The 25,411-nt window shown below is 44.1% G+C and carries 24 protein-coding genes; 11 read left to right on the top strand and 13 right to left on the bottom strand.

Going from position 1 to position 25,411, the window contains the following annotated elements:
* Positions 1 to 146: 146 nt before the first annotated feature.
* Positions 147 to 2,282 (bottom strand): ATP-dependent DNA helicase DinG, encoded by a 2,136-nt coding sequence (gene dinG, locus H150_RS0107955; protein WP_019958522.1) that lies wholly within the window; start codon positions 2,280 to 2,282, stop codon positions 147 to 149.
* Positions 2,283 to 2,462: 180 nt separating this feature from the next.
* On the opposite strand from dinG, the gene H150_RS0107950 reads away from it, so the two are divergent.
* Both H150_RS0107950 and H150_RS0107945 read left to right on the top strand, forming a co-directional pair.
* Positions 2,463 to 3,506, top strand: coding sequence for a threonine aldolase family protein (locus tag H150_RS0107950; RefSeq protein WP_019958521.1), 1,044 nt, complete (start codon positions 2,463 to 2,465; stop codon positions 3,504 to 3,506).
* 123 nt (positions 3,507 to 3,629) lie between these two features.
* Positions 3,630 to 4,370, top strand: a complete 741-nt coding sequence (locus H150_RS0107945) for a DUF4850 domain-containing protein (RefSeq protein ID WP_019958520.1) — start codon at positions 3,630 to 3,632, stop codon at positions 4,368 to 4,370.
* A gap of 73 nt (positions 4,371 to 4,443) precedes the next feature.
* On the opposite strand, the gene H150_RS0107940 is transcribed toward H150_RS0107945, so the two are convergent.
* Together H150_RS0107940 and H150_RS0107935 are read right to left on the bottom strand one after the other, a co-directional pair.
* Complete coding sequence (locus H150_RS0107940) at positions 4,444 to 4,803, bottom strand: hypothetical protein (protein WP_019958519.1); 360 nt, start codon at positions 4,801 to 4,803, stop codon at positions 4,444 to 4,446.
* Positions 4,804 to 4,826: 23 nt separating this feature from the next.
* Positions 4,827 to 5,438 carry an HAD family hydrolase gene (locus H150_RS0107935; RefSeq protein WP_019958518.1) on the bottom strand — a complete coding sequence of 204 codons (612 nt, stop codon included), beginning with the start codon at positions 5,436 to 5,438 and terminating at the stop codon, positions 4,827 to 4,829.
* A 495-nt stretch (positions 5,439 to 5,933) separates the two neighbouring features.
* Here H150_RS0107935 and H150_RS0107930 point away from each other — a divergent pair, with 495 nt between their 5' ends.
* The 4 genes from H150_RS0107930 to H150_RS0107915 all read left to right on the top strand — a co-directional run bounded on the left by H150_RS0107930 (position 5,934) and on the right by H150_RS0107915 (position 9,089).
* Entirely contained in the window at positions 5,934 to 6,275 is a 342-nt protein-coding gene (locus H150_RS0107930; RefSeq protein ID WP_019958517.1) for a hypothetical protein, read from the top strand.
* 190 nt (positions 6,276 to 6,465) lie between these two features.
* On the top strand, positions 6,466 to 7,659 hold the full coding sequence (locus H150_RS0107925; RefSeq protein ID WP_040755816.1) for a pyridoxal phosphate-dependent aminotransferase: 1,194 nt from the start codon (positions 6,466 to 6,468) through the stop codon (positions 7,657 to 7,659).
* A gap of 20 nt (positions 7,660 to 7,679) precedes the next feature.
* On the top strand, positions 7,680 to 8,432 hold the full coding sequence (locus tag H150_RS14040) for a 5'-methylthioadenosine/S-adenosylhomocysteine nucleosidase (RefSeq protein WP_019958515.1): 753 nt from the start codon (positions 7,680 to 7,682) through the stop codon (positions 8,430 to 8,432).
* A 165-nt stretch (positions 8,433 to 8,597) separates the two neighbouring features.
* Positions 8,598 to 9,089 (top strand): outer membrane protein, encoded by a 492-nt coding sequence (locus H150_RS0107915; RefSeq protein ID WP_026353577.1) that lies wholly within the window; start codon positions 8,598 to 8,600, stop codon positions 9,087 to 9,089.
* 374 nt (positions 9,090 to 9,463) lie between these two features.
* Here the strand turns inward: H150_RS0107915 and mnmE are convergent, their stop codons facing one another.
* The 3 genes from mnmE to H150_RS0107900 all read right to left on the bottom strand — a co-directional run bounded on the left by mnmE (position 9,464) and on the right by H150_RS0107900 (position 13,808).
* The gene (gene mnmE, locus H150_RS0107910; RefSeq protein WP_019958513.1) at positions 9,464 to 10,816 is read right to left on the bottom strand and encodes a tRNA uridine-5-carboxymethylaminomethyl(34) synthesis GTPase MnmE; all 1,353 of its coding nucleotides are present in this window, start codon (positions 10,814 to 10,816) and stop codon (positions 9,464 to 9,466) included.
* A gap of 610 nt (positions 10,817 to 11,426) precedes the next feature.
* Positions 11,427 to 13,265: an ABC transporter ATP-binding protein gene (locus H150_RS0107905; protein ID WP_026353576.1), complete on the bottom strand. Its 1,839-nt coding sequence runs from the start codon at positions 13,263 to 13,265 to the stop codon at positions 11,427 to 11,429.
* Between the two features lie 132 nt (positions 13,266 to 13,397).
* Complete coding sequence (locus H150_RS0107900; protein ID WP_019958511.1) at positions 13,398 to 13,808, bottom strand: DoxX family protein; 411 nt, start codon at positions 13,806 to 13,808, stop codon at positions 13,398 to 13,400.
* Positions 13,809 to 13,944: 136 nt separating this feature from the next.
* On the opposite strand from H150_RS0107900, the gene H150_RS0107890 reads away from it, so the two are divergent.
* The 3 genes from H150_RS0107890 to H150_RS0107880 all read left to right on the top strand — a co-directional run bounded on the left by H150_RS0107890 (position 13,945) and on the right by H150_RS0107880 (position 16,092).
* Entirely contained in the window at positions 13,945 to 14,850 is a 906-nt protein-coding gene (locus H150_RS0107890) for a LysR family transcriptional regulator (protein ID WP_019958509.1), read from the top strand.
* Between the two features lie 121 nt (positions 14,851 to 14,971).
* Positions 14,972 to 15,721: an SDR family oxidoreductase gene (locus H150_RS0107885; RefSeq protein WP_019958508.1), complete on the top strand. Its 750-nt coding sequence runs from the start codon at positions 14,972 to 14,974 to the stop codon at positions 15,719 to 15,721.
* Positions 15,722 to 15,888: 167 nt separating this feature from the next.
* The gene (locus H150_RS0107880; RefSeq protein ID WP_019958507.1) at positions 15,889 to 16,092 is read left to right on the top strand and encodes a CsbD family protein; all 204 of its coding nucleotides are present in this window, start codon (positions 15,889 to 15,891) and stop codon (positions 16,090 to 16,092) included.
* 55 nt (positions 16,093 to 16,147) lie between these two features.
* On the opposite strand, the gene ruvA is transcribed toward H150_RS0107880, so the two are convergent.
* From ruvA to H150_RS0107845, 5 genes are all read right to left on the bottom strand, one after another.
* On the bottom strand, positions 16,148 to 16,735 hold the full coding sequence (gene ruvA, locus H150_RS0107875; protein WP_019958506.1) for a Holliday junction branch migration protein RuvA: 588 nt from the start codon (positions 16,733 to 16,735) through the stop codon (positions 16,148 to 16,150).
* 41 nt (positions 16,736 to 16,776) lie between these two features.
* On the bottom strand, positions 16,777 to 17,316 hold the full coding sequence (gene ruvC / locus H150_RS0107870; protein WP_019958505.1) for a crossover junction endodeoxyribonuclease RuvC: 540 nt from the start codon (positions 17,314 to 17,316) through the stop codon (positions 16,777 to 16,779).
* A 286-nt stretch (positions 17,317 to 17,602) separates the two neighbouring features.
* Positions 17,603 to 18,487, bottom strand: coding sequence for a patatin-like phospholipase family protein (locus H150_RS0107855; protein WP_019958502.1), 885 nt, complete (start codon positions 18,485 to 18,487; stop codon positions 17,603 to 17,605).
* 8 nt (positions 18,488 to 18,495) lie between these two features.
* Positions 18,496 to 19,311, bottom strand: coding sequence for a methyltransferase domain-containing protein (locus H150_RS0107850; RefSeq protein ID WP_019958501.1), 816 nt, complete (start codon positions 19,309 to 19,311; stop codon positions 18,496 to 18,498).
* Positions 19,301 to 20,041 (bottom strand): alpha/beta fold hydrolase, encoded by a 741-nt coding sequence (locus tag H150_RS0107845; protein ID WP_019958500.1) that lies wholly within the window; start codon positions 20,039 to 20,041, stop codon positions 19,301 to 19,303. Before H150_RS0107845 ends, H150_RS0107850 begins: the two co-directional genes overlap by 11 nt.
* On the opposite strand from H150_RS0107845, the gene H150_RS0107840 reads away from it, so the two are divergent.
* A complete protein-coding gene (locus H150_RS0107840) occupies positions 20,040 to 20,747 on the top strand; it encodes a ComF family protein (protein WP_019958499.1) in 708 nt (235 codons plus the stop codon). The genes H150_RS0107845 and H150_RS0107840 overlap by 2 nt on opposite strands.
* Positions 20,748 to 21,187: 440 nt before the next feature.
* Positions 21,188 to 21,868: a septal ring lytic transglycosylase RlpA family protein gene (locus H150_RS14035; protein WP_425316056.1), complete on the top strand. Its 681-nt coding sequence runs from the start codon at positions 21,188 to 21,190 to the stop codon at positions 21,866 to 21,868.
* Positions 21,869 to 22,091: 223 nt separating this feature from the next.
* Here H150_RS14035 and H150_RS14030 read toward each other — a convergent pair whose 3' ends face one another.
* Together H150_RS14030 and H150_RS0107825 are read right to left on the bottom strand one after the other, a co-directional pair.
* Positions 22,092 to 23,351 carry a glycosyltransferase gene (locus H150_RS14030; RefSeq protein ID WP_019958497.1) on the bottom strand — a complete coding sequence of 420 codons (1,260 nt, stop codon included), beginning with the start codon at positions 23,349 to 23,351 and terminating at the stop codon, positions 22,092 to 22,094.
* A 39-nt stretch (positions 23,352 to 23,390) separates the two neighbouring features.
* Complete coding sequence (locus H150_RS0107825) at positions 23,391 to 24,851, bottom strand: protein adenylyltransferase SelO (RefSeq protein ID WP_026353574.1); 1,461 nt, start codon at positions 24,849 to 24,851, stop codon at positions 23,391 to 23,393.
* Between the last annotated feature and the right edge of the window lie 560 nt (positions 24,852 to 25,411).

Below are 25,411 nucleotides of genomic sequence, written 5' to 3'. Positions count from 1 at the left end.
CATGATTATACAGTAGCCTGTATGTACAGAGTATCCAAAACCGTCTTAAGAAGTGGTAAGTTGGTCGGATTGTGGTGAAATACATGCTTTGTATTCATCATGACATGCGGATTACATACTTGATCATCCGCATGATGGAATCAGATTCAAATGCGTTTGAATGGCGGTAAGGCTGCCAACATTTTTTTGCCATAATGGGCAGTGGTCAAACGATTGTCTAAGATGGTCACGCGACCTGTATCGGTTTCGGTACGAATCAAACGACCAACGGCCTGAATCAATTTGATGCTCGCTTCAGGTACCGTAATTTCCATAAATGGATTGCCGCCTTGGTCTGAGACCCAATCGCTCAAAGTTTTGTCGATGGGATTGTCAGGCATTGAAAACGGCAATTTGGCAATGATGACATGTACGCATGCAAAACCCGGCAAATCCAAACCTTCGGCAAAACTGTCTAAGCCGAACAATATGCTGGCACGATTTTGATTCACTGCTGCCAAATGTTGTTCTAATAAAATCGCTTTGGGTTTGTCACCTTGTATCAATAACATCTCTTGGTATGCATCAGGCAAGCGCATCGCCACTTCTTGCATTTGTTTGCGAGATGAGAACAAGACCAAAGTACCGACGCCTTGGCGCAAATCAATCAATTTGGGCAACCATTCGGCAATCATCAATGTGTGACCGTTGCTGTCTTTGGGACTAACTGGCAAAAATGGCAAATACAATTCGCCTTGCTGAGGAAAATCAAACGGTGATTCTAATGCCACAGTGGTGGTTTCAGGCAACCATTGCAAACCAGTTTGGCGCAACAGCAAATCAAAACTGCCCAAGCTTTGCAAGGTTGCCGATGTCAAAACTGCGCCTGCGGCACGGCGCCACAATTGATTGTTCAACATTGAGGCACTGGATACGGGGGACGCACAAAACAGAAAATCGATGCTGCTTTGGCGTTTGGCAACCATCCATTTGGCCAAAGGTGGTTCGGTTTCACGTGGAACAGTGACCATCAAATCCCACACAGCATTGATTTTTTCGGCATGGGCAATGGCCAAACCTGCTTCTAAATTCAAGCCATCTAATAAAGTTGCATTGTCATCGTTTTGGCGGCGAGCCAATGAAATGGCGTCATTGAGGTTGTACAAATGTTTGAGCAACATGCGTGCACTGATAGCGGTATTTTCGACCAACGTGTCCAAACCTTCAGGAATTTGACCACGTTCCCACAGCCACAAAGGGTCTGCACCGCTAGAGGTAGGCGCCAACTCATCGGCTTGCTGCACTTGGTACATCCAATCGCCAAATGCTTCCAATAATGCAGTAGCCGCTTCATCTGCCAAATTCGCCACTTCTGCTTTGTCGCAATGAGCGGCAATTTTACTGGTGGTCACTGGCAATTTTTCTAAAAAGCTTTGCGCTTGGCTCAAGCTGTGTTCGGCTGCAAATTGGTTGACGGCTTTTTTGGACAAATGATGCGCTTCATCGATGCAATAAAACGAGCGTTCAGGGTCGGGCAAAATCACGCCACCGCCCATAGAAATGTCTGCCAATAACAAATCGTGGTTGGCGACCACGACATCGACTTGCTCCAAAACCTCGCGCGCCAAGAAAAAAGGGCATTCAGGACGGTTGGGGCAGGCTTGTTTCAAACAGCCATGGCGGTCATTGGTGACACGGTGCCACAATCCATCGTCAATATTTTCAGGCCAAGTGTCGCGATCGCCATTAAAGCGACGTTCGGTAAAAGCGTCTGCCAATTCACGCAGCGTATCGAGTTCTTCTTGTTTGGGCTTTTTGTCCCAAAGCGTGGTATTTGGCTGCAATTCTTCAAAACCCAAAGCCGTTTGGGCATGCGTTTGCGTCAAATCGTATAAGCGTTTTGGACACAAATAACGCCCACGACCTTTGGCGAGCGCGAAACTCATTTGTAAGCCACTTTTTTCAATCACAAATGGCAAATCACGATGGACCAATTGTTCTTGTAAGGCGATGGTGGCGCTGGAAACAATCAATTTTTTGTCGCGCGTTTGCGCCATGATGCCGCCTGCGAGCAAATACGCCAAACTCTTGCCCACGCCTGTGGGTCCTTCGACCACCACAATGCTTTCGCCTTGACGCTCGATGATTTCGTCTTCAGAGGTGCGTATTTGGGTGCGGCTGAACGCATTGGCGATTTCTGCCAGCATTTTGCGTTGTGCCGCGCGCGGGCGGAAATTGGGCAAATTGCGAGCAATGTTTTTGTAATGGTCGGAGATGGCATTTTTTTCGAGGTCGGTGAGCATTGACGCAGACTGATAAAGACAAATGATGTGACAGTATAAAGCTTTCTTTGCATACAAACTAATCAAATCAAACTATGCCCGATAAGCGGCCTGTAAACGCTTACAGGACGCTTGTTAGACTGTTTTTTTAAAAAGGCAGGTGTATACTGATTCGCTTCATTGTTAATGAATTGGCAGACCATGATTTCATTGTTAAACGATTATAGCGAAGGCGCACATCCGCGCATTTTGGCATTGTTGACCGAACACAATTTGGCGCAATGTGCAGGCTATGGTGAAGATGTGTATAGCGAGCAGGCAAAAGCGTTGATTCAGCAGCATTTGCACAATGAGCACGCACAGATTCATTTGGTCAGTGGTGGCACACAAGCCAATACGGTCATCATCAAATCCATTTTGCGCCCACACGAGGCGGTGATTGCCGCACAAAGTGGTCACATTGCGGTACATGAAACAGGTGCGATTGAAGCGACAGGTCACAAAGTCATTGTGGCGCCTAGCGGTGCCGATGGCAAATTGACGCCTGAGTCAATTGCAGACATTTGTCACAGCCATACCGATGAACACATGGTCAAACCCAAATTGGTATATATTTCGCAAACCACTGAAAATGGCAGTGTTTATACGGTTGATGAATTGACTGCGATTCGGGCTTGTTGTGATGCGTTGGGCTTGTATTTGCACATTGATGGCGCGCGTTTGGGTGCGGCTTTGGCGGCCAATAAAGCTTTGAGTTTGGCATTGATCGCACAAATTGCCGACGTGTTTTACATTGGCGGCACTAAAAATGGTGCATTGATTGGTGAAGCAATCGTCATTGTGAATTCTGATTTACAGGACGCTTTCCGTTTTGTAATGAAACAACACGGCGCTTTGTTGGCCAAAGGTCGTTTGTTGGGCATTCAGTTTTTGGGCTTGTTTGAAGACAAAATCTTTTTTGAATCTGCACAAAACGCGCATGCCAATGCAATGTATTTGGCAGAAGGTTTGCGCGCTTTGGGTTGTGAATTTTTAACGCCACCGCAATCGAATCAAATCTTCCCGATTTTCCCCAATTCAGTGATGGCGGCTTTGCAAGAGCAATTTGCATTTTATACATGGCAAGCGATGGATGCAGAGCGCAGCGCAGTGCGTTTGGTGACATCGTGGGCAAGCGATATTGAAAATATTGTATTGTTTTTGCAGCAAGCGGAAACGTTGTTGAATGAATATTCAGTATCTTAATCTGTGGTGGTTTTGAAAAATGAAAAGCGGCCTGTAAACATTTACAGGTCGCTTTTTGATAGGTTACATTGCCCATCTAAATCCAAATCTTTGTTTTCATCAGTTTAAAAAGGGGGAAGCGGGATGCAAAATAAAATCATATTGGCATTGTTGGGCGTTTTGATGGTAACGCAAGTACAGGCAAAAACATACCAACCGCAAGTGCCGACTTTTAATGAAACCAATGGCAACCAAAGAGCGAAAAACAATCCGTGGCAAAACATCGGCACGGCGATGGTCGCAGGACAACGTTTGCCTGCTTATGCCGTGTCTGTGCGTGACCCTATCGAAGAAGGTTGGATATCTGAAGACGATGCCTGTCATCCCAAGGCTTGTGTTTTGCCTGTGTCTGCCAATGTCAGAACCGAACAGTTGTATCGTTTGATGGCGGTGCGTGTGGCGGGCATGGGTTGGATATTGGCACCGAAAACGTGGCGCAATATCGAAGCGGATGTGGGCGTGAATGGTTCGCAGGCGTTGTTGATGAAAAGTGCAGATGGGCGTGAATATGTGAGTTATTACCACAGTGGCGCGTGTGTTGGTTGTGCGTTGACAGCTGCGGCACCATTTTTCCCACAAGCATTTAAATTGGCTCAGGCTGATGATTACGAGCCTAACCGTCCCAACCCAAGTATCCAATTGGTGCGTGCGCAAAACAACAAAGTTTTGTTCAGTTATACCTTGTCAAACCAATATACCACTCATGGCGTGGCGTTTTGGCAAAATGCTGATGATGAGCCGTATCAAGATATGCGTGTGACGGTGAGTCAAGACAATACGGCATTGGCTGGTGTGATATTGAATGCGGGTATGATGGCGTTTTAATGTTTTTATAGATGAAGCGTCCTGTAAAACCGTTTACAGGACGCTTGAATATTGCCGCTTGGGAGTGCGATATTTAAGTCAATATATTGTTCAAAGCCTCGATACAAGCCGCTTGATAATGGGTCATATCGTGCACCACCAAGCCATATTGGGACAATAACGGGCTATAGGCATTATCAGGCTTGAGCAATAACACTTTGGATTGTTGGTTTTGAAAAGCAGCCCAGCCCAATTGTGCTATATCGGGTTCAATCAGACCAAAGCCTGCCCAAGTGTTTAAAGCGGCCTGTAATACCGCTGTATTTTCCAGCTCGGCTTCCGCCATGATGAATTCGGGTTGGAACAAATATACCTCTGCCATCACATCGTCTTGCAGATTTAACGATAAGGTTTCGATGTCAAAGGTTTGCGTGTGGCTGCGGTATAAAATCATGGCTGGCTCTGTATCAATGGGTTTTAAGCGGCTGAATATTGCAATTGGGTCAATACTGCGGCGCAATCGGCAAAATAATAATCACTCAAGTGAGGCCATTCATTGAATTCAGGATGCAAAAGCATGGTGTTCACGCCTGCATTGCGTCCTGCGTTCAAATCAAAATGGTAGTCACCTACCATAATGGCATTGGCTTTATCGGCTTGCCATTTGTTCAAAACATGCAAAATGCCATCGGGTTTGGGTTTGGGTTGGCAGCTTTCTCGCCCTAAAATGCAATCTTCATCAAAATAATCCAATACGCCTATGGCTTCCAGCGTCACCATCGCCAAGCTTCTTTCGTTGCGGGTCAAAATCGCCAATTTGTGCTCTTGTTGATGTAAATGCGTGAGCAAAGCCACCGCACCTTGTGCCGCTTCGGCATTTTGAGCCAAATCCAAACCATAATCTTGCAACCATCTCACCATTTTGACCGCCGTAGCTGCATCTTGACGTGAAACATAAGCCAAAATATCGGTATAGCCATCAGCCATGCCCAATTGTTGGCGCATATAAGGGAAATCATGGCAAGCAACGGTTAAGGTACCGTCCATATCAAAAATCCAATGGTTAATGTTTTGTAAGGCTGTCGGCATATTTTCGTCCTGAAAGATTTGAAATTTTACTTTAGCTATTTTGAGTATAGCAGTGCAAGGTGTTTATCAGCTGGTTTGGATGAAAGTTCCTTGATGCAATGGTATTGAATAATGATATTTGCTTAAATTTAATGTTTTTAAAATAGATATGGTATTGAAATATATTAATTTAATATAAGACATTGAAATAAAAACAAATTGAAGATTTTTTCCAAGAAATGAAGCTTGTTTGTTTTAACGCAAGCGAAATCCAGTTTGAATACGCAAAATGGAATTTATTTAAGATGAAATGAATCTAATTTTAAGCAACATCCAATAAAGCCGATTTGTATTATTTATATATAATTATATACTGATTGAGTATTTTTATATCTTTTTGAATTATATGAATTTTTATCTATATTTTGATTTAAATCTAATTTCAAAAACAGATAAAACAGTATATTGGTTACATTGTAATTGAAAACCATTTAACTTGATTTGAAAAGCCTGATTATGAAGATTATTCCTTTTAATGCTTCAGCACCTGTTTCCTTATTTAAGGCAATGTCATTTGAGCCTCAGCGTGAGGAAGACATGCAAACCAAAGTAGAGCGTTTGGTTTTTTCGCTGACTGCTAAAAATGCGGTCATGTTTGAAGAAGGTGGTTTGGTGATTCAATTGGATGAAGGTGGTTGGTTTTTAAAACCTGTTTACAGTTACAATTGGTTATACCATCCTCATCTTTTTGAGCCGACTGAATTTGAAATTCAAAACCCTAAATGGAATGCAAAATTGCAGTCATTGTTTAAAAAACATTGCATGCCTGCATTGCAAATGATGGGTATTGGGTCATAGTATTGAACCTGTGTGGCACAGTGAGAAGCGTCCTGTAAATGTTTACAGGACGCTTTTTAATTGTCAATTGGCTTGGCAAAGACTAAGCATAGTATGCATCTTGATAATGGTAAAAACAATCTGCTGCCTGTGATTTTGCAAACAAAGGTATGATGGATACTTATTTTTAATTTAAATGGATGTGCGTGTGATGTCTGATTTGCCTGTTAGTCGTACCATTGCGCTTGCTGAACGCATGCAAGCGATTGAACCATTTCGTGTCATGGCTTTGCTCGCTCGTGCCAAGCAATTGCAAGCTGAGGGGCGGGACATTATCCATATGGAAATTGGTGAGCCTGATTTTACTACTGCCGAGCCGATTATCGCAGCCGCGCAAGAGGCTTTGGCACAAGGCAAAACCACGTATACCCAAGCGTTGGGTATTCCTGAGTTGCGCACCGCCATTTCGGCTTGGTATCAAAAACAATATGGCATAGATGTACCTGCCAGCCGCATTGTGGTGACACCGGGAGGGTCGGGCGCATTGTTGCTGTTGTCGGCTTTGTTGATGAATCCAAATGATGAATTATTAATGTCAGACCCCAGTTATCCGTGTAACCGTCATTTTTTGCGTTTGGTTGAAGGCAAAGCCCGCTTGATTGAAACCACTGCCACTAGCCGTTATCAACTCACGCCTGCGATGGTGCGTGAGCATTGGAATGAACATACCAAAGGCGTACTGGTCGCCTCACCAAGCAATCCGACAGGCGAATTGCTCAGCCGTGAACAATTGCAAGCATTGGCTCAGGTGTGTCGTGAATTGGGTGGCGTGTTATTGGTCGATGAAATTTACCATGGCATGGTGTATGGCGAAGATGCGGTGTCGGTATTGGAAGTGGCGGACGATGTGTTGGTGCTGAACAGCTTTTCCAAATATTTTGGCATGACCGGTTGGCGCATTGGTTGGTTGGTCGCACCTGAAGCTTTGATTCCTGAAATCGAAAAATTGGCGCAAAACCTTTATATTTCCGTACAGACGATTTCGCAATATGCCGCTTTGGCCGCATTTTCGCCAGAAGCGGTCGCCATTCATGAAGCACGTCGAGCCGAATTTGCGCAGCGTCGAGACTATTTGGTGCAAGCTTTACGGGATTTGGGTTTGATTATTCCAAATGTGCCAGCAGGGGCATTTTATGTGTATGCCGATGTGTCAGCGTTCACCCAAGACAGTCGCAATTGGTGTTTGCAATTGCTAGAGCAAGAAGGCGTGGCCGTGACACCGGGTGAGGATTTTGGCACATTCCGTTGTGACGAGCATGTGCGTTTTGCGTACACTGACAGTTTGCCACGCTTGCAAGAAGCGGTGGCGCGGATTCAGCGTTTTATTCAAACGCAATCGGTTTAAGCCATAAGGAAAACATCAAAATGAGCAAACAAGCAATCGTGATACAGGCAGCTTTGCCGTTGGAATGTGATGAATTGGTGAAACAGTTACACAATGTTTCACGTGAAACACGAGGCGGTTGGGTTTTTTGGCATGGTACATATGCAGGTATCGACATCATTGTGTCTAAAACACGCATGGGCATGACCAATGCAGCAGCGGCTACGGCCATTGCCATTGAATGTTTCCAGCCCAAAGCCATCATCAATCAAGGCACCAGTGGCGGCCATGATCCGCAATTGAATGTGTTTGACATTGTTTTGGGTGAAAAAGTCGCCAATATCAATACAGTCAAAACGCCTGTGGCGGCTGTGGGCGAGGGCAGCAATGCTTTGACATGGGTAGAAGCGTTTGACATGTTGCCAGAAGACGAAAGCGATCCTGAGCCGATTCGCCAACGCTTTTATGCAGCCGATGCAGGCTTGATGCAGGCTGCGCAAGTTGTGGCAGCACAATACACTGAAGGCAAAGTGGTTGAAGGCGTGATTGGTTCGGCAGATTGCTGGAACAATGAACTCGACCGCATTGCGTTTTTGCGTCAGCAATACGGAACGAGCGTTGAAGAAATGGAAGCGGCTTCGGTGGCGCAAGTGGCGATTCAATACGGTGTGCCGATGCTGGCCATTCGTGTGGTTTCAAACAATATTACCAACAATGGTCAATACAATCCTGACAGCGGTCGTGCTTGCCAAGCCTTTGTTTTGGAAGTGGTCAAACAATACGCAACAGCATAATGGGTTGAAGCATGATTTTAAGCGTCCTGTAAAAGTTTACAGGACGCTTTTTTATGCTCAGACTTTCTCATCGAGCATGATTGGTGTTATGGTCGTGTTTGTATGTTGATTCAATAGAAGTTTTCTAGAAAATATTAGTCTTGATTGTGATCGGGAGTATGTTGGATGAACAGATTGAATATTTGCTTTGCTGGTTGCTGTTTGTGGGTGCATTCATTTTGTTGGGCAGATGACATTCCAACCTCTATTTATGCCGATTATGTGATGAAACTAGAGGCAGAAGATAAAATTGGTCTGATTACGGCTTATATTGACCGTCCCAGCTGGGAGGCGATTAAAGAGGTGAGTGCGGATTCTACCTTGCAAAGCCAATATTCCTCTTTTGGTTTTGGTCCTAGTCTTGATTTGAGCCCTCAATTGCGTGCTTATGGCTTGGTCGGTTCTGCAACCACTTCGGATAGCCATCGTCAGGATTCTGCTTCTTTGCAAGCTTTGAGTTTGGATAAAGATTCTAGAATGTATGGAATGGGTCTGAGCATGAGCCCGAGTGAACAATGGGTGGTGGATATGCAATATCAAAACACGCAGTTTCAAACCCAAGGAGATGATGGCAAGAGGGTTAATTACTTTAATATAGGTGTTGCTTATCGGTTCTGAATATTTTTAATTCATATCTAAAATGAATGGATTTGAAAATGGCTTTAGATGTGATTGTTAAATCAATAACCAGAGGCATATTTCTAAAAAAATAACCGTTTCAAGATTTTATTGGTGAGCAAATTTTCTAATACAAGCCTTGTCAGTGTTGGATAGATGCGGTTTGTTTGAATCTCCAATCAGATTGTTTGTATCACATAATTTTTAGCACTAAGCGGCAAAGATTATATTCTTTGTGAAAATGCTATGGATGGCTTTATGATGCGCTTTGTTAACTTCTCGTGAGCACAGAATTTGGCAGAATTATCTTCTTTAATTCAATTGATGATGTCTTATTTAAAGGCGTCCTGAAAGGGTGCAGGACGCCTGTTTTTTTATTTACCGATACAAAAACGGCTGAAAATCACGCCCAATAAATCATCGGCGGTAAATTCTCCTGTAATGTCATTCAAGCTGATTTGTGCCAAGCGCAAATGTTCGGCAAACAAATCAATCATTTCACCGCAATCGGCAGCAAATGCCAACTCTTGCTTGGCTTGTTCCAAAGCATGCAAATGGCGGCTTCGTGCCAAAAACAAACCTTCGGCTTCACCTTGCCAGCCAACTTGTTGGAGCAATGCTTGTTTCAAAGCTTGTAAACCTGCGCCTTTTTTGGCTGAAATGGTCATCACATCGTTGGCACGGGCAATGTATTGTTGGGTTTGCAAAACTTCGCTACCCATCAAATCGCTTTTGTTGTGAATTTCCAAACAAGGTAAGTTTTCAGGCAAACTGGCGACAATTTCTTGTGTGCGAGCATTCACACCTTCGCGTGGATCTATCAAAATCAATGCCACATCGGCTTCTTGTACGGCTTTGTGACTGCGTTCGATGCCGATTTTTTCGACCACGTCGTCGGTATCCCGCAAACCTGCGGTATCGATGATGTGCATCGGTACGCCATCTACAGTAATCATTTCACGCACGGTGTCGCGTGTGGTACCAGCAATGTCGGTCACAATCGCCACATCATCGCCTGCCAATGCATTGAGCAAACTGGATTTGCCGACATTGGGTGCACCAACCAATACCACTTGCATACCCTCACGCAAAATGGCGCCTTGTTGTGCTTGTGCCAAAACGCCGTCTAATTGCTCACGGATTTTGCGTAATTTGCCTTTGGCATCTGCCGCTTCTAAGAAGTCAATGTCTTCTTCAGGAAAATCCAAAGTCGCTTCGACCAACATGCGCAAAGTAATCACATCGTCAACCAAAGCGTGAATGTGATTGGAAAAAGCGCCTTTGAGCGAACGCAACGCCATGCGTGCGGCAGATTGGCTGGATGCATCAATCAAATCGGCAACGCTTTCGGCTTGAGCCAAATCGAGTTTATTGTTCAAAAAAGCGCGTTTAGTAAATTCGCCCGGTTCAGCAAGACGTGCGCCCAATTCCAAACAACGTGCGAGCAACATTTGCATCACCACAGGACCACCGTGACCTTGCAATTCAATCACATCTTCACCTGTGAAACTTGCGGGCGCAGCAAAATACAATAACAAGCCGTTGTCCAAAGCTTGACCATCTTCAGACAAAAAGTCGCTGTACAAAGCCATGCGAGGTTTGGGCGTTTTACCGCCAGTGATTTTTTGTGCCAGTGGCATTAGATTTTGACCCGACAAGCGAATCACGCCCACACCGCCTCGACCTGGGGCAGTGGCAATGGCGGCAATGGTAACGGTTTCAGACATGATGTCACTCTATCTTTGCAGCAAAAAGGTGATTGTAACGCAATCGGCGTTTTATCAGGGATTTACGAAATGGCTATCTATAAGAGTGGTGTTTTGTCAGCAATGAACAGTGAATATTCCAAACTGTTGTTGGTGATGGAGAAACATTTTAAAAAAATAATATCAGAACAAATAAGCCGTAGAAAACAGTTGGTATGGTGTTGAGGATTGGAGGATGGATGCATGATGTGTATGGTGAGGCTAAAAATAATTTGTTTTATATCAATCCTCAGACCGATTTAGTCTAATTGAGATTAGATTGTTTGCGTTAGCGCAAAGAGTCATGATGAAGTAAACATTATATTGACACCCGTGGTGAGGCAAACAGTGCTTGATGTTCATCACAGATGGTTGCTAGCGAGGATTTGTATTGTTTGTGGGAGCAAAACAAATCAAAGCCGCCAACCGTTTGACGCACAGTTTGATTCACGCACGATGTGTGTATGAACTTTCTTCATGATGATGTGATTTGAACCCGACTGGTTGAACAGTCGGGTTTTTTTTGTTAAAAAATGTTACAGGACGCTTAAAAGCGTCCTGTAAATGGCAATGCATCGAAATAGTGGTGAGATTAATCGATGTCATCACCTAAAAAACCACCACTTTGACGTTGCCACAAACGGGCATACACGCCACCTTTGGCAAGAAGCTGTTCATGGCTGCCACTTTCGACAATTTGACCACCGTCCAAAACAATCAATCTGTCCATTTGTACAATGGTAGACAAGCGATGCGCGATGGCAATCACAGTTTTGTTGTGCATCAATTGGTAAAGATTTTCCTGAATCGCCGCTTCTACTTCAGAATCGAGCGCACTGGTGGCTTCATCCAATAACAAAATCGGCGCATTTTTCAAAATCACCCGAGCGATGGCAATGCGTTGGCGTTGACCGCCCGAGAGCTTCACACCACGCTCGCCCACATGCGCATCCAAGCCACGTCGACCTTTGGCATCGACCAGATTGTCGAGAAATTCCAAGACTTGTGCTTGCTTCAAAGCGGCCTGTAACTGCGCTTCGCTCGCTTCGGGAAAACCATACAAAATATTGTCCCGCACCGAGCGATGTAACAAAGCCGTATCTTGGCTGACCATGCCGATGTGTTTGCGCAATGAAATTTGCTGTACCGCAGCGATATTCTGACCATCGATTTGAATGCTGCCGCTATCGATGTCATACAAGCGCAACAGCAAATTGACCAAGGTGGATTTACCAGCACCAGATCTGCCAACCAAACCAATTTTTTCGCCGCCTTGTATGTGCAAATTGAATTGTTCTAATAAATTCTTTTGCCCATAACTGAAATCAACATCTTGAAAACGGATGTTCGCTTGTGTCACTTGTAGTGCAGGGGCATGGTCATGGTCGGTGACATGGTGTTCTTTGGCTAAGGTGTTCATGCCATCTTGGATGGTACCCAAGTTTTCAAAAACCATCGCCGATTGCCACATCATCCATTGTGACAAACCATTCAAGCGCAAAGCCATCGCAGTTGCCGCAGCCACAGCACCCACGGTAATCATACCGTCTTGCCACAGCAACACGCACAAAATGCCTGTGAGTAAAATCAGCAACACATTGCCAGCGTGATTGATGGCATCCAGTTGGGTGCCGATACGCATTTGCTTGTGCACCGTGAGCATGAATTCATCCATGGCTTCTTTGGAATAATCCAATTCACGTTCATTGTGTGAGAACAATTTGACCGTCAAAATATTGGAATAAGCATCGGTGATGCGACCTGTCATCAATGAGCGTGCATCGGCTTGGTTGCGAGCGGCTTTGGCCATTTTGGGAATAAAAAATGCCAACATGCAAGTGAAGGTGACAATCCACAATACAAATGGCAATAACAAACGCCAGTCAAATTGCGCCAAAATCACGCCAATAGACAGGAAGTAAATCAGCAAATAGACGGCCATTTCTGCTGCGGTCATGGTCAAGTCACGAATGGCTAAAGCCGTTTGCATCACTTTTGCCGACAAGCGTCCTGCAAATTCATCTTGGTAAAATTTCATCGATTGATTGAGCATCAGGCGGTGAAACTGCCAGCGCAAACGCATGGGCAACACGCCTTGTAAGGTTTGCAAATGCACAGATGAGCCCGTTAACACCCAAAATGGACTGAGTATCAAGATGACTGCCATGCCAAGCAACCACGCTTTTTTCTCTGCCCAAAATTGCGCAGGTGTGAGCGTGTTCATCGCATCGACCAAGCTGCCCATCATTTGAAACAAATAGGCTTCAAACATGCCGACACCTGCGGAAAAGACCATCATGATGCCTATCCAAAAGCCGCAACCTTTTAAGCAAGCCCGCACAAATTGCCACATATTGTCTTGGGATAGTGGTGGTAGGGACTCAGGGTAAAGCGGCAATCGAGTTTCAAACCATCGAAACCATTTTTTCATAAAGACAGCTTTCTTCTAAAATATGACCACAAACAGTTTTGTGATAAATGAGCTTATTATAATGATGGTGGTTCCTGAAACACAAAACAGGCCAGTATAAACTGACCTGTTTCATATAGTGCTTAATTGGGCTTAGGCTTTTTGACGCATATTGTCCAAAGCAAATGCGCCTGCGCCTTTTACGCTGATGTATAAGAAGACGAACGACCATACAATCGCCAACTCACCGCCATTTAAAATAGGCATCAAGAAATTGCCTGCATTCATCACATGACCCATGATATAAGCCACCGCCATGAAGCCTGACAAAACAAAAGCAGTAGGACGGGTGAACAATCCTAATAACAATAACATGCCACCGATGACTTCCAAAATGCCCGCCACGCCAAAAATTGATGCCATAGGAACGTTGGCAAATTTTTCAATATAAGGAAATTGGAACAATTTGGTCGTGCCGTGAAAAATAAACAAATATGCGCTGACGATGCGCAATAATCCCAAAGTAATGGGTTCTAACATTTGGATTTTGGTAGGATTTGACATGATGGCTCTTTGTATGTGATTGATTTTCAAATATGTTGTTGGTTTTGATGCAGATGAGCATTGTAATCATGTCTTATTTAGAAATCGATATGCATTTTGTTATAGAATTGTTTATCAATCGTTAAAGATAGAAACCATGGATTTACTGACCAGTATCAAAGTTTTTCGCCAAGTGGTGATGCGTGGCAGCTTTACCAAAGCTGCGGAAGATTTGAATATTTCGACAGCGATGGCAAGCAAGCATGTCACCAATTTGGAACAACAAGTACAAGCCCGTTTGTTAATGCGCACCAGTCGCCGTTTGCATTTGACTGAAGCTGGGCAATTGTATTTTGATGAATCAGGGCAGGCTTTGGACATCTTGCAACAAGCCAGCACCAATGCCAGCGCTGGTGTCAAACAGCCCAAAGGCGTCCTGAAAGTGACGGCACCGGGTTGGATGGCGATTCCACAATTTGCCGATTGGCTGGCTCAATACCATCGCTTATATCCTGAGGTATTGGTACATTTGAGCTTGGAAAATCGCCGTGTGGATTTGGTGACCGAAGGCTATGATTTGGCTTTGCGAGTGTCGCACGACCCATCACCATCTTTGATTGTCAAACCGATTGACACCATTCAATTTTATTTGGTGGCTGCGCCTGAGTATTTGCAGCGTTATGGGCGTCCTGAAAGCATTGCTGATTTGTCGCAGCACAAAGGCGTGATGCCCACTTATACCAATTTATCGCAAATTGTCATCAATGCTGATAAATCTGCGCCTGTTTTTGACATTCCTGCTTCTATTTTAACCAGTGATACTTTGATGAATTATCGTTTGGCTTTGGCAGGCATGGGCATTGCGTATTTGCCTGAGCCGATTTTGTTGGAAGATTTGGCGGCAGGGCGCTTGGAACGGGTTTTGAGCCATGAGCATTACACGCCTGTGACATTGTATGCAGCTTATATTAATCGCCAATTCTTAAGCGCCAAAGTGCGCACGTTTATTGATTTTTTAGCCGAAAAAATTCAGCACGAGCGGGTTAAATATCCGCAAGCCTAGTCCGAACAGCGTTTGCTTCTTAACTAGGAAGTTTTAATTCTTTTGCAAATGCCTTGCTATCGCCTACAATTTTGGCACAGCTGTTTGATTGACGAATGCATATTCACATAAAGGAAGACACATGTTGGTATTGGTTACAGGAGCATCGGCAGGTTTTGGTGAAGCGACTTGTCGTTTGTTGGTCGCTAAAGGGCATCGCGTCATTGGTGCGGCACGTCGCATGGCGCGTTTGGATGGTTTGAAGCAAGAATTGGGTGACGCATTTTTGCCGTTGCAATTGGATGTCACACAATTGGAGCAAGTAGATGCGGCTTTGGCAGCTTTGCCGCAGGATTGGCAAAATATTGATGTTTTGGTGAACAACGCAGGTTTGGCTTTGGGTTTGGAAAAAGCGCCTCAAGCTGATTTTGCTGATTGGCTCACAATGATTCATACCAATATCATTGGATTGACTTATCTGACTCGCCAAGTATTACCGAGCATGGTCGCACGTGGGCAAGGTCATATTGTCAATTTGGGTTCGATTGCAGGCACGTATCCGTATCCAGGTGGCAATGTATATGGTGCAACCAAGGCTTATGTGAAGCAGTTTAGCTTGAATTTGCGTGCGGATTTGGTGGGAACGCCTGTGCGTGTGACCAATATTGAGCCCGGTTTGTGCGGTGGAACGGAGTTTTCCAATGTGCGCTTCAAAGGCGATGATGAAAAAGCTGCCAGTGTGTATGACAATGTGCAAGCTTTAACCGGTGAAGACATTGCCAATGCCATTGTGTGGGCGTTAGAGCAACCGAAGCATATGAATGTGAACAGCATTGAAATCATGCCTGTGGCGCAAGCATTTGCACCATTGGCAGTGGCACGCGAAGCCTAAATCTTCAAATTACAAGCGTCCTGTAATGATTTACAGGACGCTTTTTGTATGGATTGACGGTGTTTTGATTGGGTTAATATTGTTAAAGAAATGTATTTTGCCAAACTTTATTGAAAAGAAGCATGTCTGCATAAAGCAACGATTGATTGAATGACAAGGAGATTTGGATGAACAAAGATACAATGGCAGGCAAATGGGAACAGCTTAAAGGTAAAGCCAAAGAAAAATGGGGCGACTTGACCGATGATGAATTGTTAGAGGCCAAAGGCAATGCCCAATATTTGGCGGGTAAAGTGCAAGAGAAATACGGTAAAACCAAAGAAGAGGCTGAAAAAGAAGTCAATGATTGGTTTGACAGCAACAAAGATTGAAAGCGCATCAACAAAAAACCGCAGCGATGGGCTGCGGTTTTTTTGATACATTGTTTTATTTGAGCATGTTTTTCAAAGCCAAACGCACGCCTTCGCTGACATCGCAATCGGCAGGCAAGGTTTTGGTCGCTGCATTGGCTTCACGCTCGTTATAGCCCAATGCCAATAAAGTGCTGATGATGTCGTCTTTGGTATCGGTTTTGGGGGTGAATAAACCTTCAGGCATATCAACCGCACCACCAATGTGCAATTTGCCACGCAATTCTAAAGCCAAGCGTTCGGCGGTTTTTTTGCCAATGCCTGGTACAGAACTCAACACTTTGATGTCTTCATCGGCAATCGCCCGAGCCAAATCGTCGCTAGACAAAACCGATAAGATGCCCAAAGCGGTTTTGGCACCGATGCCAGAAACTTTGATGAGCAAGCGAAAGGTTTCACGCTCGGCAGTATTGGCAAAGCCAAACAGTAAATGTGCATCTTCACGCACAATCAATTGTGTGTACAAACGCAGTTTTTCACCCACAGCAGGCAAAGTGTAAAAAGTTTGCATCGAAACATGCACTTCATAACCGACACCATTGACATCCATAATGATGATGGGCGGTTGTTTGTCGATGATATTGCCGGTCAATTGACTGATCATACAGGCTTTCTAAAAAATACAGGACGCTTAAAAATACAGGCTTAACGTGCGGTAAAACGACCGCCTTTGATGCTCAAACCTTGTTGAATTTGTGCTGCCAAATTGTGGTTGCGCAACGCGTGGGTCAGACAAACTGCCAACGCATCTGCCGCATCGGCGGAAGGTGTGCCATTTAATGCCAACATTTGTACCACCATGTGTTGCACTTGTTCTTTGGCGGCTTTGCCTTGTCCGACCACCGCTTGTTTGACTTGCAAAGCGGTGTATTCATGCACAGGTAAAGATTGGTGTACCAATGCAGCAATGCACGCACCGCGCGCCTGACCTAGCATCAATGTCGCTGCGGGATTGACGTTGACAAAGACTTGTTCGATGGCGCTAACAGTCGGTTGATAAGTGTCGATTACTTCGACAATGTGGCGAAACAACACATCAATGCGTTCGGCTAAAGTGGCTTTGGGTGGCGTTTTGATGCAGCCTGAAGCCACATAAACATGTTGGCGACCAACCAAATCAATCACACCAAAGCCCGTAATGCGACTGCCAGGATCGATGCCTAAAATTCGGGTAGGAGTGTTCATGGCGAAGATTGTAGCCCAAATTGTTGGTGACTCAAAAGTGTGGTTTGTCGGTGCTGAGTTTGGAGTTTTGGTTTTAAAGAAGGTAGTGATGAATTGATGGCCACAATATGAAGGTGTTGGTTGATGGAAATGTTGACGCAACTAAGACAATATTTTTTAAAAACAAGCTCATCAATGGCTGTGGAAACGCTTTCAAATTTGATATTGAATCAGCTCATGAAATGATGACAAGCGTCCTGTAAAGGTTTACAGGACGCTTGTTGGCTTGGTGGATGATATTAAATGGTTAATAACGGTATTTTGCCAATTGGGCTTTGATTTGCGGCAATGCTTTTCGTGTGGCATCTTCGCCCAATTTGATGGCATGGTCACGTTGGTTGAAGCCGCCAATGGCACCCAATTGCTGCACTTGTGGACGGATGACGATGTTGGCTTGTTTGAGTTCGCCATTCAAAGCGGAAACGCTCATGATGTTCAAGCTTTGATCCAATTGGGCTAAAAAGCCTGTGGCGCTTTTGGCAGGTTTTTGTGAAATATCGACTGCAATGACAAAATTGGCACCTAAACTTTTTGCAGATTTCACAGGTACCGGTGCGACCAAACCACCATCAACATATTGTTTGCCGCCAATGATGGTCGGTTGGAATACATTGGGAATGCTGACCGATGCACGCACGGCTTGACCCACATTGCCATGGGTGAATGTGACCATTTTACCGCTGCCAAACTCGGTCGCAACTGCGCCAAATTTAATGGGAAACTGTTGTATTGGCTTGTTTTTGACTTTGCCATTGATGAAGTCTTGCAGCTTTTGCCCTTTGATAAAACCACTGGTGGACAAAGTCAAATCGACCAAATTGGTCGAATCCATGATTTGGGCTTCCAATTCTAAGCGATCAGGACTCATGCCTGAAGCGTAAAGACTACCGACCACAGAACCTGCACTGGTACCTGTGACCACATGAATGGGAATATGGTTTTCACGCAAAACTTTAATCACGCCAATATGGGCGAAACCTTTGCTTGCCCCGCCGCCTAAAGCCAAGCCAATGACGGCTTTGGGTTTGGAGTGTGTCACAGATGTTGGTTTGGTTTGGGGTTTGTCTGTGCTGCCGCAAGCACTTAATAATACAGCGAGGCTGCCCAATATCCAATAACGGTTGGCTAACATAAGCGTCCTTAAGCTTTGGGTTTAGATGGGTAAAAATTCACCAAAGATTCGTTTTCAGGCAAAACCAGTTTTTTCACTGCATGACCAAAAATCACTTCTAATGTGATGTTTTTCAATTCGCCATTTTGCAAAGATTGGCTGATGATTTTTTGTGCATTTTCTTGATCATCGTCTGCAATGCCCAAAGCCTGCCACACTTGCAATACTTCCATATCACGCCAAAAGCGTTGTGGATTTTGATAGCTTAAATGGATGCGATCGACATCCATCACCGGGTCGTAAAAACCATGATGGAACAACATATCGCCCAAGTCATGCATGTCCCAAAAACGGTTTTTGGCCACTTGGATGCCATGGATTTGCAATAACATGATGATTTCTTGCAAAGTATCGGGACCAAAATGCGTGAAATACAGCAAGCCATCTTTGCGCAATACATCTGACCAATGTTCAAACAATTTTGTCGGTTCGCTCTCGGCAACAAATGCCAAATTGCTCCACAACACATCAAAACTGGCAGTGGCGCCAATGTCGGTTAAGACGCCTTGGGTTTGGATGGTTTTTTTGCCCATCAATTTTTGCCACATATTGCGTTTGGAAGCGCGTTGCTCGGCGCTCAGCTCCAAATAATCGCTGCGAGCATCAAATTCTTGCAGGCTTGCTTGTGGATAGCGTTGCGACAAAGCGGCATGGCTTAAATCAAAATCTGCACCAAAAATGGCAATGTCTTTGGGTGTGTTTTTCAAGACGTCCAAGCGTTCGTCCATTTGTGTTACCAAACGCTGGTGTACAAACCAATCGTTTTCTTGCCAATCAAGCTTCATGAGTGTTCCAAAATTCTATCAATGCGTTCGCCATCACATCAGGATGGGAAATAAATGGGGCGTGTACGGCTTTGGGGATGTTCAATAATTGTGCATTGGGCAAGTGAGCGGCCAAATATTCGCCCAAGCGCACAGGGGTAATGGTGTCTTTGTCGCCAAAAACACACAAAGTAGGCGTGGTGATGTGAGCCAACAAGCTGCGCGCATCGGCAGCGCTGGCATATTGCTGCGCACTGTGTAAACCCGCAGGCACACCACAAGCGATGGTGGCGGGCAATATGGCTTCAACCGCCGCTTTGCGCTCTGGCGTGTACAAAATTTGCAATTGCAAAAATTGCGTCATGGTTTTGCCATAGTCGGCCTGAAACACAGGAATCATGCCCAGCAGTTTGGATTGAACCAAACCTGCATCATAACCCTCAGTTTGTAACAATTTGGCAAATGTGGCGCACAGGCACAAGGTTTTGACTTTATCAGGATGGCGAGCTGCCAATTGCAGCGCCACTTGTCCGCCCAAAGACCAAGCCACAATGTGATGTGCTTCGTCCATTTGCGCCGCCAATTGGTCGGCAAATACGGCAGCATCAAATTCGGTCTCGTGATGGTCGCCATGACCGGGTAAGTCGGGCGCCCAAATGGAATCTGTGGGTAAATATTGACGGAAATCGTCGTAAACGTGGTGGTTGGCAGCCCAACCATGTAGTAGCAGCACAGGCGAGGTTAAATACATGTGGCAATCTTTTCTGAAATCTTGTGATTCATGGCTTAAGCCATCTCAAGGCTGTTTATTATGCCACGATTCCATCGAGCGTTTGCATTTGTGTGCCGACTGTTTGCCTTTGTTACAGCAGCTTATCATGTCTGAACAAGTGTGTCCTTGGTGTGCGCATTTAAGTGTCGGTGGTGCTATTTGTGGGGAGTGTCAGCAAAACATGCCTTATTTTGATCGTTTGTGGGCGAGTTATCACTTGGCATTTCCACTACATCAAATCATTACCGAATATAAGTTTCACAAGCAATGGTCGTATGCACCGATTTTGGCAGCTTGGATGCAGGAAAATCCGCCCAAATGGCTGTCTGATTTGGCTTTGGATGGTGTGATTGCCATGCCTTTGAGCCGAGGACGTTTGTTTGAGCGTGGTTATAACCAGTCTGAATGGTTATTTCAGTTTCTTAGTACATCATCATTAATATCTTCTCAACATTCAAAAGTCAAAATTAGGCGTCTTTACAGGCCGCCTCAAAGTTCATTACCACTGCAACAACGTTATGAAAATGTAGATGGTGTATTTTCGATTCAGAACGATGTTAATGAACGTCATTTGCTGTTAATTGACGATGTTGTGACCACTTGTGCAACATTAAATGAATTGGCTCGAAAGCTAAAAGGGGCGGGGGCTGCGAGTGTTTCTTGTTGGGTTCTTGCGAAAGCGTAATTGCAAAAAATTTGACCGTGTTTGCGGCTTGCTGCATAGTAGCGATTGTTAAGTAGTTGATTTTAATATTTTATGTAAAAATTTAACTATTTTTTACATTTTTATGTCATAAAAAATGGTGGCTTTGGCGAGGTTAGATAAGGTTTAAAAACGGACTTTAGAACGATTGCCTTTGCGCATATTCAATGCGTGAGACACCAAAAGTACCAAGCTGATGTGATGGCTCAACAATAGGTTGAAATTTGTTCGATGCGAAAGTCCTGTATTGGTATTGCCCCTTATAAACTCAAGAAAGTAGCCCCGGTTTGTCTAGCAAAAATGTTTTTTTCTGTACCATAGCCGCTATTGCAATCAGTAGCACCTTAATGACTCAGGCTCAAGCTGATACAGCGCGTGCACCTGTGGCTAAAGAACCGATTGCAATGTCGACTCAAAAAGCCATGGCGACCCAATTAAAAGTCGCCAATCATGCAGGTCGTACGCACAAACTGGTGCCTGACTCTGTGGTAAAAGCAGAAAAGTTACATGTTAGCGCCAACCGCAGTTATCAAGTCAAAGGCAAACGTTATCAGCCTTTAAATAAAGTATCGCAATTTTCTCAAGAAGGTGGTGCTTCTTGGTATGGCAAGCAATTTCATGGTCGTAAAACCTCTTCAGGTGAACGCTATGACATGCATGAGATGACTGCCGCTCACAAAACTTTGCCGATTCCAAGTTATGCCAAAGTCACCAATGTGAGCAATGGTAAAAGCGTGATTGTGCGTATTAATGACCGTGGTCCATTTCATGGCAATCGCATCATCGACGTTTCTTATGGTGCTGCGCAAAAATTAGGCATGGTCAATTCTGGTACGGCCAAAGTGCGTGTTGAGCAATTGGTACCTGGTCAATTGGCACAAGCGGAAGCGTCTAAAAATACTTATGTGAATTTGCATACTTTTGACCAAGTCAGCGATGCGCAAGCTTATTTGAAGCGCGTGAGCGATTTGGTGAAACAAGGTAGCCATGAACAAAAAGTGATTATGGTGCGTCAAAACGACCAATATGTTGTTCGCATCGGTCCATTTAGCAACAAAGAAAAAGCGGAATCTTTGAAGAAGAATATGCTCACCGCTTTGTAATCTGATTTGAATATTAAAAGCGTCCTGTAAATATTTACAGGACGCTTTTTTATTGTTTAATGAGAATGTGTTCTGACTTTATCTCATCAGCAAAATACCATTTTTTTAGAGATGCAATGACCAAATATGACTCATATTATATGGAAGTTGGTACGCAAATCGATGTTGACGCTTCATTTGTTCCATTCTCATACTCATGAGAAGATAAGTGAAACAGGCAAATTTAAATGTTTGGATGACTGCTACTGGTAAATTGATTGTGAAACCATTGCAGCAGTTGGGTATAGGTTGGCTGTGATTTTTCAGATACCAATGTCAATTGACCTAAGCGTAGATAGATTTTTTTGGCATTGGACAATGTATCTTGTTCAATTTGATTTCTATGAACATACAGAACATCAAGAATAAAGTCGTTTAAAGTTTCGCCATACTCAGCTTGATGGAGCAGGTGACGACAAGCACAATAAGCTTCTTCGGCTAAATGCAGTTTAATGGCATTGCGTGCGACTTCATACCAAATCATATAGCGGTGTATGGGTTCGTTCACAAATAAGGTTTTTTGTGGGTCTGGCGGTGGCAGTGTGGAGGCTTTTTTAGCCACATCAAAGGCCAGTTGATATTGTTGGGTGTTGTTATACAGTTGTGCCAAGAGGGCTAGCGCTTCGGCATGTTTTGGCATTGCGTTATAAGCGTTCCACCAAGCTTCCGCTGTTTTGGCATGCTGATTCATGCGATTGTATTCTGTGCCCAGCGCAATATAACTAAAGCGAACTTCTTCGCCATGAGGTTCGCACAATTGAATATTGCGCTCAAACCATGTGACTGCCAAATCAGGACGATTACAGTCGCGATAAGATTGACCACAATAATAAGAATAGCGGCGTTTAAAAATGATATTGGTTTCGGTTTCAAAGGCAGCAGCCAAAACTTGTGCATCTTTTAAGTATTTGTTTGGGTCTTGGTTGCGTGCGCCAAAGCGTCCTGAAATCACATGATAAGGACCTTCAATATGTTGTTCTTGGTTGGCGTGATCCGTCTTAGGTAAAATCACTTCATGCAATACACCTTTCCAATAAACCGACCCATCATTTTTAGCCAATAAACGCCGTGGATAGCGTGTGGATCTTTGAGCATTGGTGAGGAATAAATTGTAAAAAGTGGTGGTTAAATTTTCAGGCAGCGTGAGTCGACCTTCAAACCGATCATCGGCATCAAAAAAGAACACATAATCGGTTTTGTCTTGCGCGGCTTCTAAAACCAATTGGCGATTGTGACCAAAGTCTTTCCATTCGTGTTGCAACAATTCGCCTGCAATACCACGCTCTTGAAAAAAAGTGCGGATAATGTCCATGGTCGCATCGCTAGAACCTGTATCAGCAATCACCCAGTAATCAATGTGAATATGCTCCACCACATTGGCCAACGTATCGGCAATGATGGCAGCCTCATTTTTCACAATCATATTCAAACAAATGGTACTCATGAATAGCCTTTTTGAAGTCAGTTTGAAGGTTGAGTGCGTTTAACTAGAACATGATACGCAAATACCAGCCGCCCAATCAGGTGGCAATGCGGCATATTGTTCGTATTCAGGTTGCTCATCATACGGTTTGGACATGACTTGGTATAGCTCGTTCATGCTGTCGACATTGCCTTGTTGAGCTTGCTCAATTGCTTGTTGTAATAAATATTGGCGCAAGACATATTTTGGATTGACGGCATTCATTCGCACTGCCCGTTCTTCATCGTTGAGCACTTCTTGTTGTAAACGATGGCGGTAGCGTTGCAACCAATCTGTTAAACCAACGTCGGGCAAAGGCCAAATATGGCGTAATTTTTGAGGAATGGTATTGTCATTGCGTTGGACTTGGCTTAGATAACGAAAGCCCAAACTAAAATCGACTCGTTGCGCTGCCATGGCTTTTAATAAGTCATCTATCAATTCTTGATCGTGTTCATCTTCTATATACAGGCCGAGTTTCGCACGCATTTTTTGCAAATAAGCGTCCTTGTATTGCGCTACAAAACCATTCAAAACGGCAACCAATTCTTCTTCAGTCGCCAAAGGCAAAAAGCAAGACGCCAAACATGACAAATTCCATTGCACAATGGCTGGCTGTGCTTGGTAAGAATAACGTCCATGATGGTCAGAATGATTACATATATAGTGTGGATCAAAACCATCCATAAAACCAAACGGACCATAATCTATGGTTAAGCCTAATATAGACAGATTGTCTGTATTCAGGACGCCATGACAAAAGCCCACTGCTTGCCACGAAGCGACCAAATCGGCTGTGCGTTGGCTAATGGTTGCAAACAATTGCAAATAAGGATTGTCGGCCTGTAAACATTCTGGATACAAATGATCCAAAACCCAATCGGCTAAAACCTGTACATCGTGATTCAAACCTTTGTGATACCAATGTTCAAAATGACCAAAGCGTAAAAATGAAGGCGAAACTCGAGTGACCACTGCTGCCGTTTCGGCTTGTTCGCGGTAAACCACATCATTAGATGCTGTTAAAGCCAAGGCTCGTGTCGTTGGAATGCCCAAAGCATGCATGTATTCTGAACACAAATATTCGCGTATGGACGAACGCAATACCGCTCGGCCATCAGCACGGCGTGAATAAGGTGTTTGACCGCCACCTTTTAATTGGATTTCCCAGTGTTCATGTTGGGACGAAACCACTTCCCCTAGCAACATTGCTCGACCATCACCCAATTGTCCAGCCCAAATACCAAATTGATGACCGCTGTATACAGTGGCAATAGGCTGTTGTGGTGGCGTTAATAAGCTGCCTGAAAAAAGCGCAATCCAATTCTCTAAATGTTGAACCGTAGCTGGTAAATTCAAACTCGTTGCCAACTCTGTATTGTAGGCAAGCAAAGAAGCTTGGTGTAAGGGTTGCACATCTATTGCGCTGTAATGATGTTCAGGCAAAGACAATAATCGAGAAGGCTGAAGAGATGTTGGCATGTGTGGGCATTCTGAAAGTTTTTTGGGCAGTATATACCCAATCAAAAAAATGTATATCGATGCACTCAAGTCTTTAAAACATACTTATTAGTGTGATTGAAGCAATAAAAAAGCAATCCAAGCGTCCTGTAAAGGAGTTGCAGGACGCTTGGATTGCTTTGTTTAGTGATATTTCGGTTATTTTAAAAAATATTTTGATGTGATGTTTGTGGTTTTTTGAAGGTTGTTAAAATAATTTGTAATAAGATTTCCTTTAAATTCAGTGTGATTGTGTTTTTATAGTCATATTTTTACAATTAGGTGTTGACGGGTTTTCGGTGTTTCTGTAATATTCGGTTTCTTCGCTGCTGAGACAGAAACGAAACAGACCAAACGGTCAGCTTCACAAGTTTCACAGCACAGCTCTTTAAAAAACAGATTACCGATAAGTGTGAGTGCGAAGAGCCTCACACTGCTAAAGAAGTAAAGACAAGATATGATTTTTAATCATTTCTCGCTCTTTTTCTTTGAGAAGCAGACCAGAAATTAAATAGTAAGCTTAGAGATTAAACATAAGAGTT

It is taken from the genome of Vitreoscilla stercoraria DSM 513, assembly GCF_000382305.1.
In the GTDB taxonomy this organism is placed as follows: domain Bacteria; phylum Pseudomonadota; class Gammaproteobacteria; order Burkholderiales; family Neisseriaceae; genus Vitreoscilla; species Vitreoscilla stercoraria.
Note: the sequence above shows the minus strand (reverse complement) of the source record. Positions and strands in the feature narration are given on the sequence as shown.

Coding starts and splice junctions, on each gene's coding strand:
- H150_RS0107945 (WP_019958520.1), top strand. CDS start 3,630: ATGCAAAATAAAATCATATTGGCATTGTTGGGCGTTTTGATGGTAACG.
- H150_RS0107855 (WP_019958502.1), bottom strand. CDS start 18,487: ATGTTAGCCAACCGTTATTGGATATTGGGCAGCCTCGCTGTATTATTA.
- H150_RS0107925 (WP_040755816.1), top strand. CDS start 6,466: ATGTCTGATTTGCCTGTTAGTCGTACCATTGCGCTTGCTGAACGCATG.
- H150_RS0107950 (WP_019958521.1), top strand. CDS start 2,463: ATGATTTCATTGTTAAACGATTATAGCGAAGGCGCACATCCGCGCATT.
- H150_RS14035 (WP_425316056.1), top strand. CDS start 21,188: ATGGCGACCCAATTAAAAGTCGCCAATCATGCAGGTCGTACGCACAAA.
- dinG (WP_019958522.1), bottom strand. CDS start 2,282: ATGCTCACCGACCTCGAAAAAAATGCCATCTCCGACCATTACAAAAAC.
- H150_RS0107850 (WP_019958501.1), bottom strand. CDS start 19,311: ATGAAGCTTGATTGGCAAGAAAACGATTGGTTTGTACACCAGCGTTTG.
- ruvC (WP_019958505.1), bottom strand. CDS start 17,316: ATGAACACTCCTACCCGAATTTTAGGCATCGATCCTGGCAGTCGCATT.
- H150_RS0107940 (WP_019958519.1), bottom strand. CDS start 4,803: ATGATTTTATACCGCAGCCACACGCAAACCTTTGACATCGAAACCTTA.
- H150_RS0107840 (WP_019958499.1), top strand. CDS start 20,040: ATGTGGCAATCTTTTCTGAAATCTTGTGATTCATGGCTTAAGCCATCT.
- mnmE (WP_019958513.1), bottom strand. CDS start 10,816: ATGTCTGAAACCGTTACCATTGCCGCCATTGCCACTGCCCCAGGTCGA.
- H150_RS0107890 (WP_019958509.1), top strand. CDS start 13,945: ATGGATTTACTGACCAGTATCAAAGTTTTTCGCCAAGTGGTGATGCGT.
- H150_RS0107915 (WP_026353577.1), top strand. CDS start 8,598: ATGAACAGATTGAATATTTGCTTTGCTGGTTGCTGTTTGTGGGTGCAT.
- H150_RS0107935 (WP_019958518.1), bottom strand. CDS start 5,438: ATGCCGACAGCCTTACAAAACATTAACCATTGGATTTTTGATATGGAC.
- H150_RS14040 (WP_019958515.1), top strand. CDS start 7,680: ATGAGCAAACAAGCAATCGTGATACAGGCAGCTTTGCCGTTGGAATGT.
- H150_RS0107930 (WP_019958517.1), top strand. CDS start 5,934: ATGAAGATTATTCCTTTTAATGCTTCAGCACCTGTTTCCTTATTTAAG.
- ruvA (WP_019958506.1), bottom strand. CDS start 16,735: ATGATCAGTCAATTGACCGGCAATATCATCGACAAACAACCGCCCATC.
- H150_RS14030 (WP_019958497.1), bottom strand. CDS start 23,351: ATGAGTACCATTTGTTTGAATATGATTGTGAAAAATGAGGCTGCCATC.
- H150_RS0107845 (WP_019958500.1), bottom strand. CDS start 20,041: ATGTATTTAACCTCGCCTGTGCTGCTACTACATGGTTGGGCTGCCAAC.
- H150_RS0107825 (WP_026353574.1), bottom strand. CDS start 24,851: ATGCCAACATCTCTTCAGCCTTCTCGATTATTGTCTTTGCCTGAACAT.
- H150_RS0107885 (WP_019958508.1), top strand. CDS start 14,972: ATGTTGGTATTGGTTACAGGAGCATCGGCAGGTTTTGGTGAAGCGACT.
- H150_RS0107900 (WP_019958511.1), bottom strand. CDS start 13,808: ATGTCAAATCCTACCAAAATCCAAATGTTAGAACCCATTACTTTGGGA.
- H150_RS0107880 (WP_019958507.1), top strand. CDS start 15,889: ATGAACAAAGATACAATGGCAGGCAAATGGGAACAGCTTAAAGGTAAA.
- H150_RS0107905 (WP_026353576.1), bottom strand. CDS start 13,265: ATGAAAAAATGGTTTCGATGGTTTGAAACTCGATTGCCGCTTTACCCT.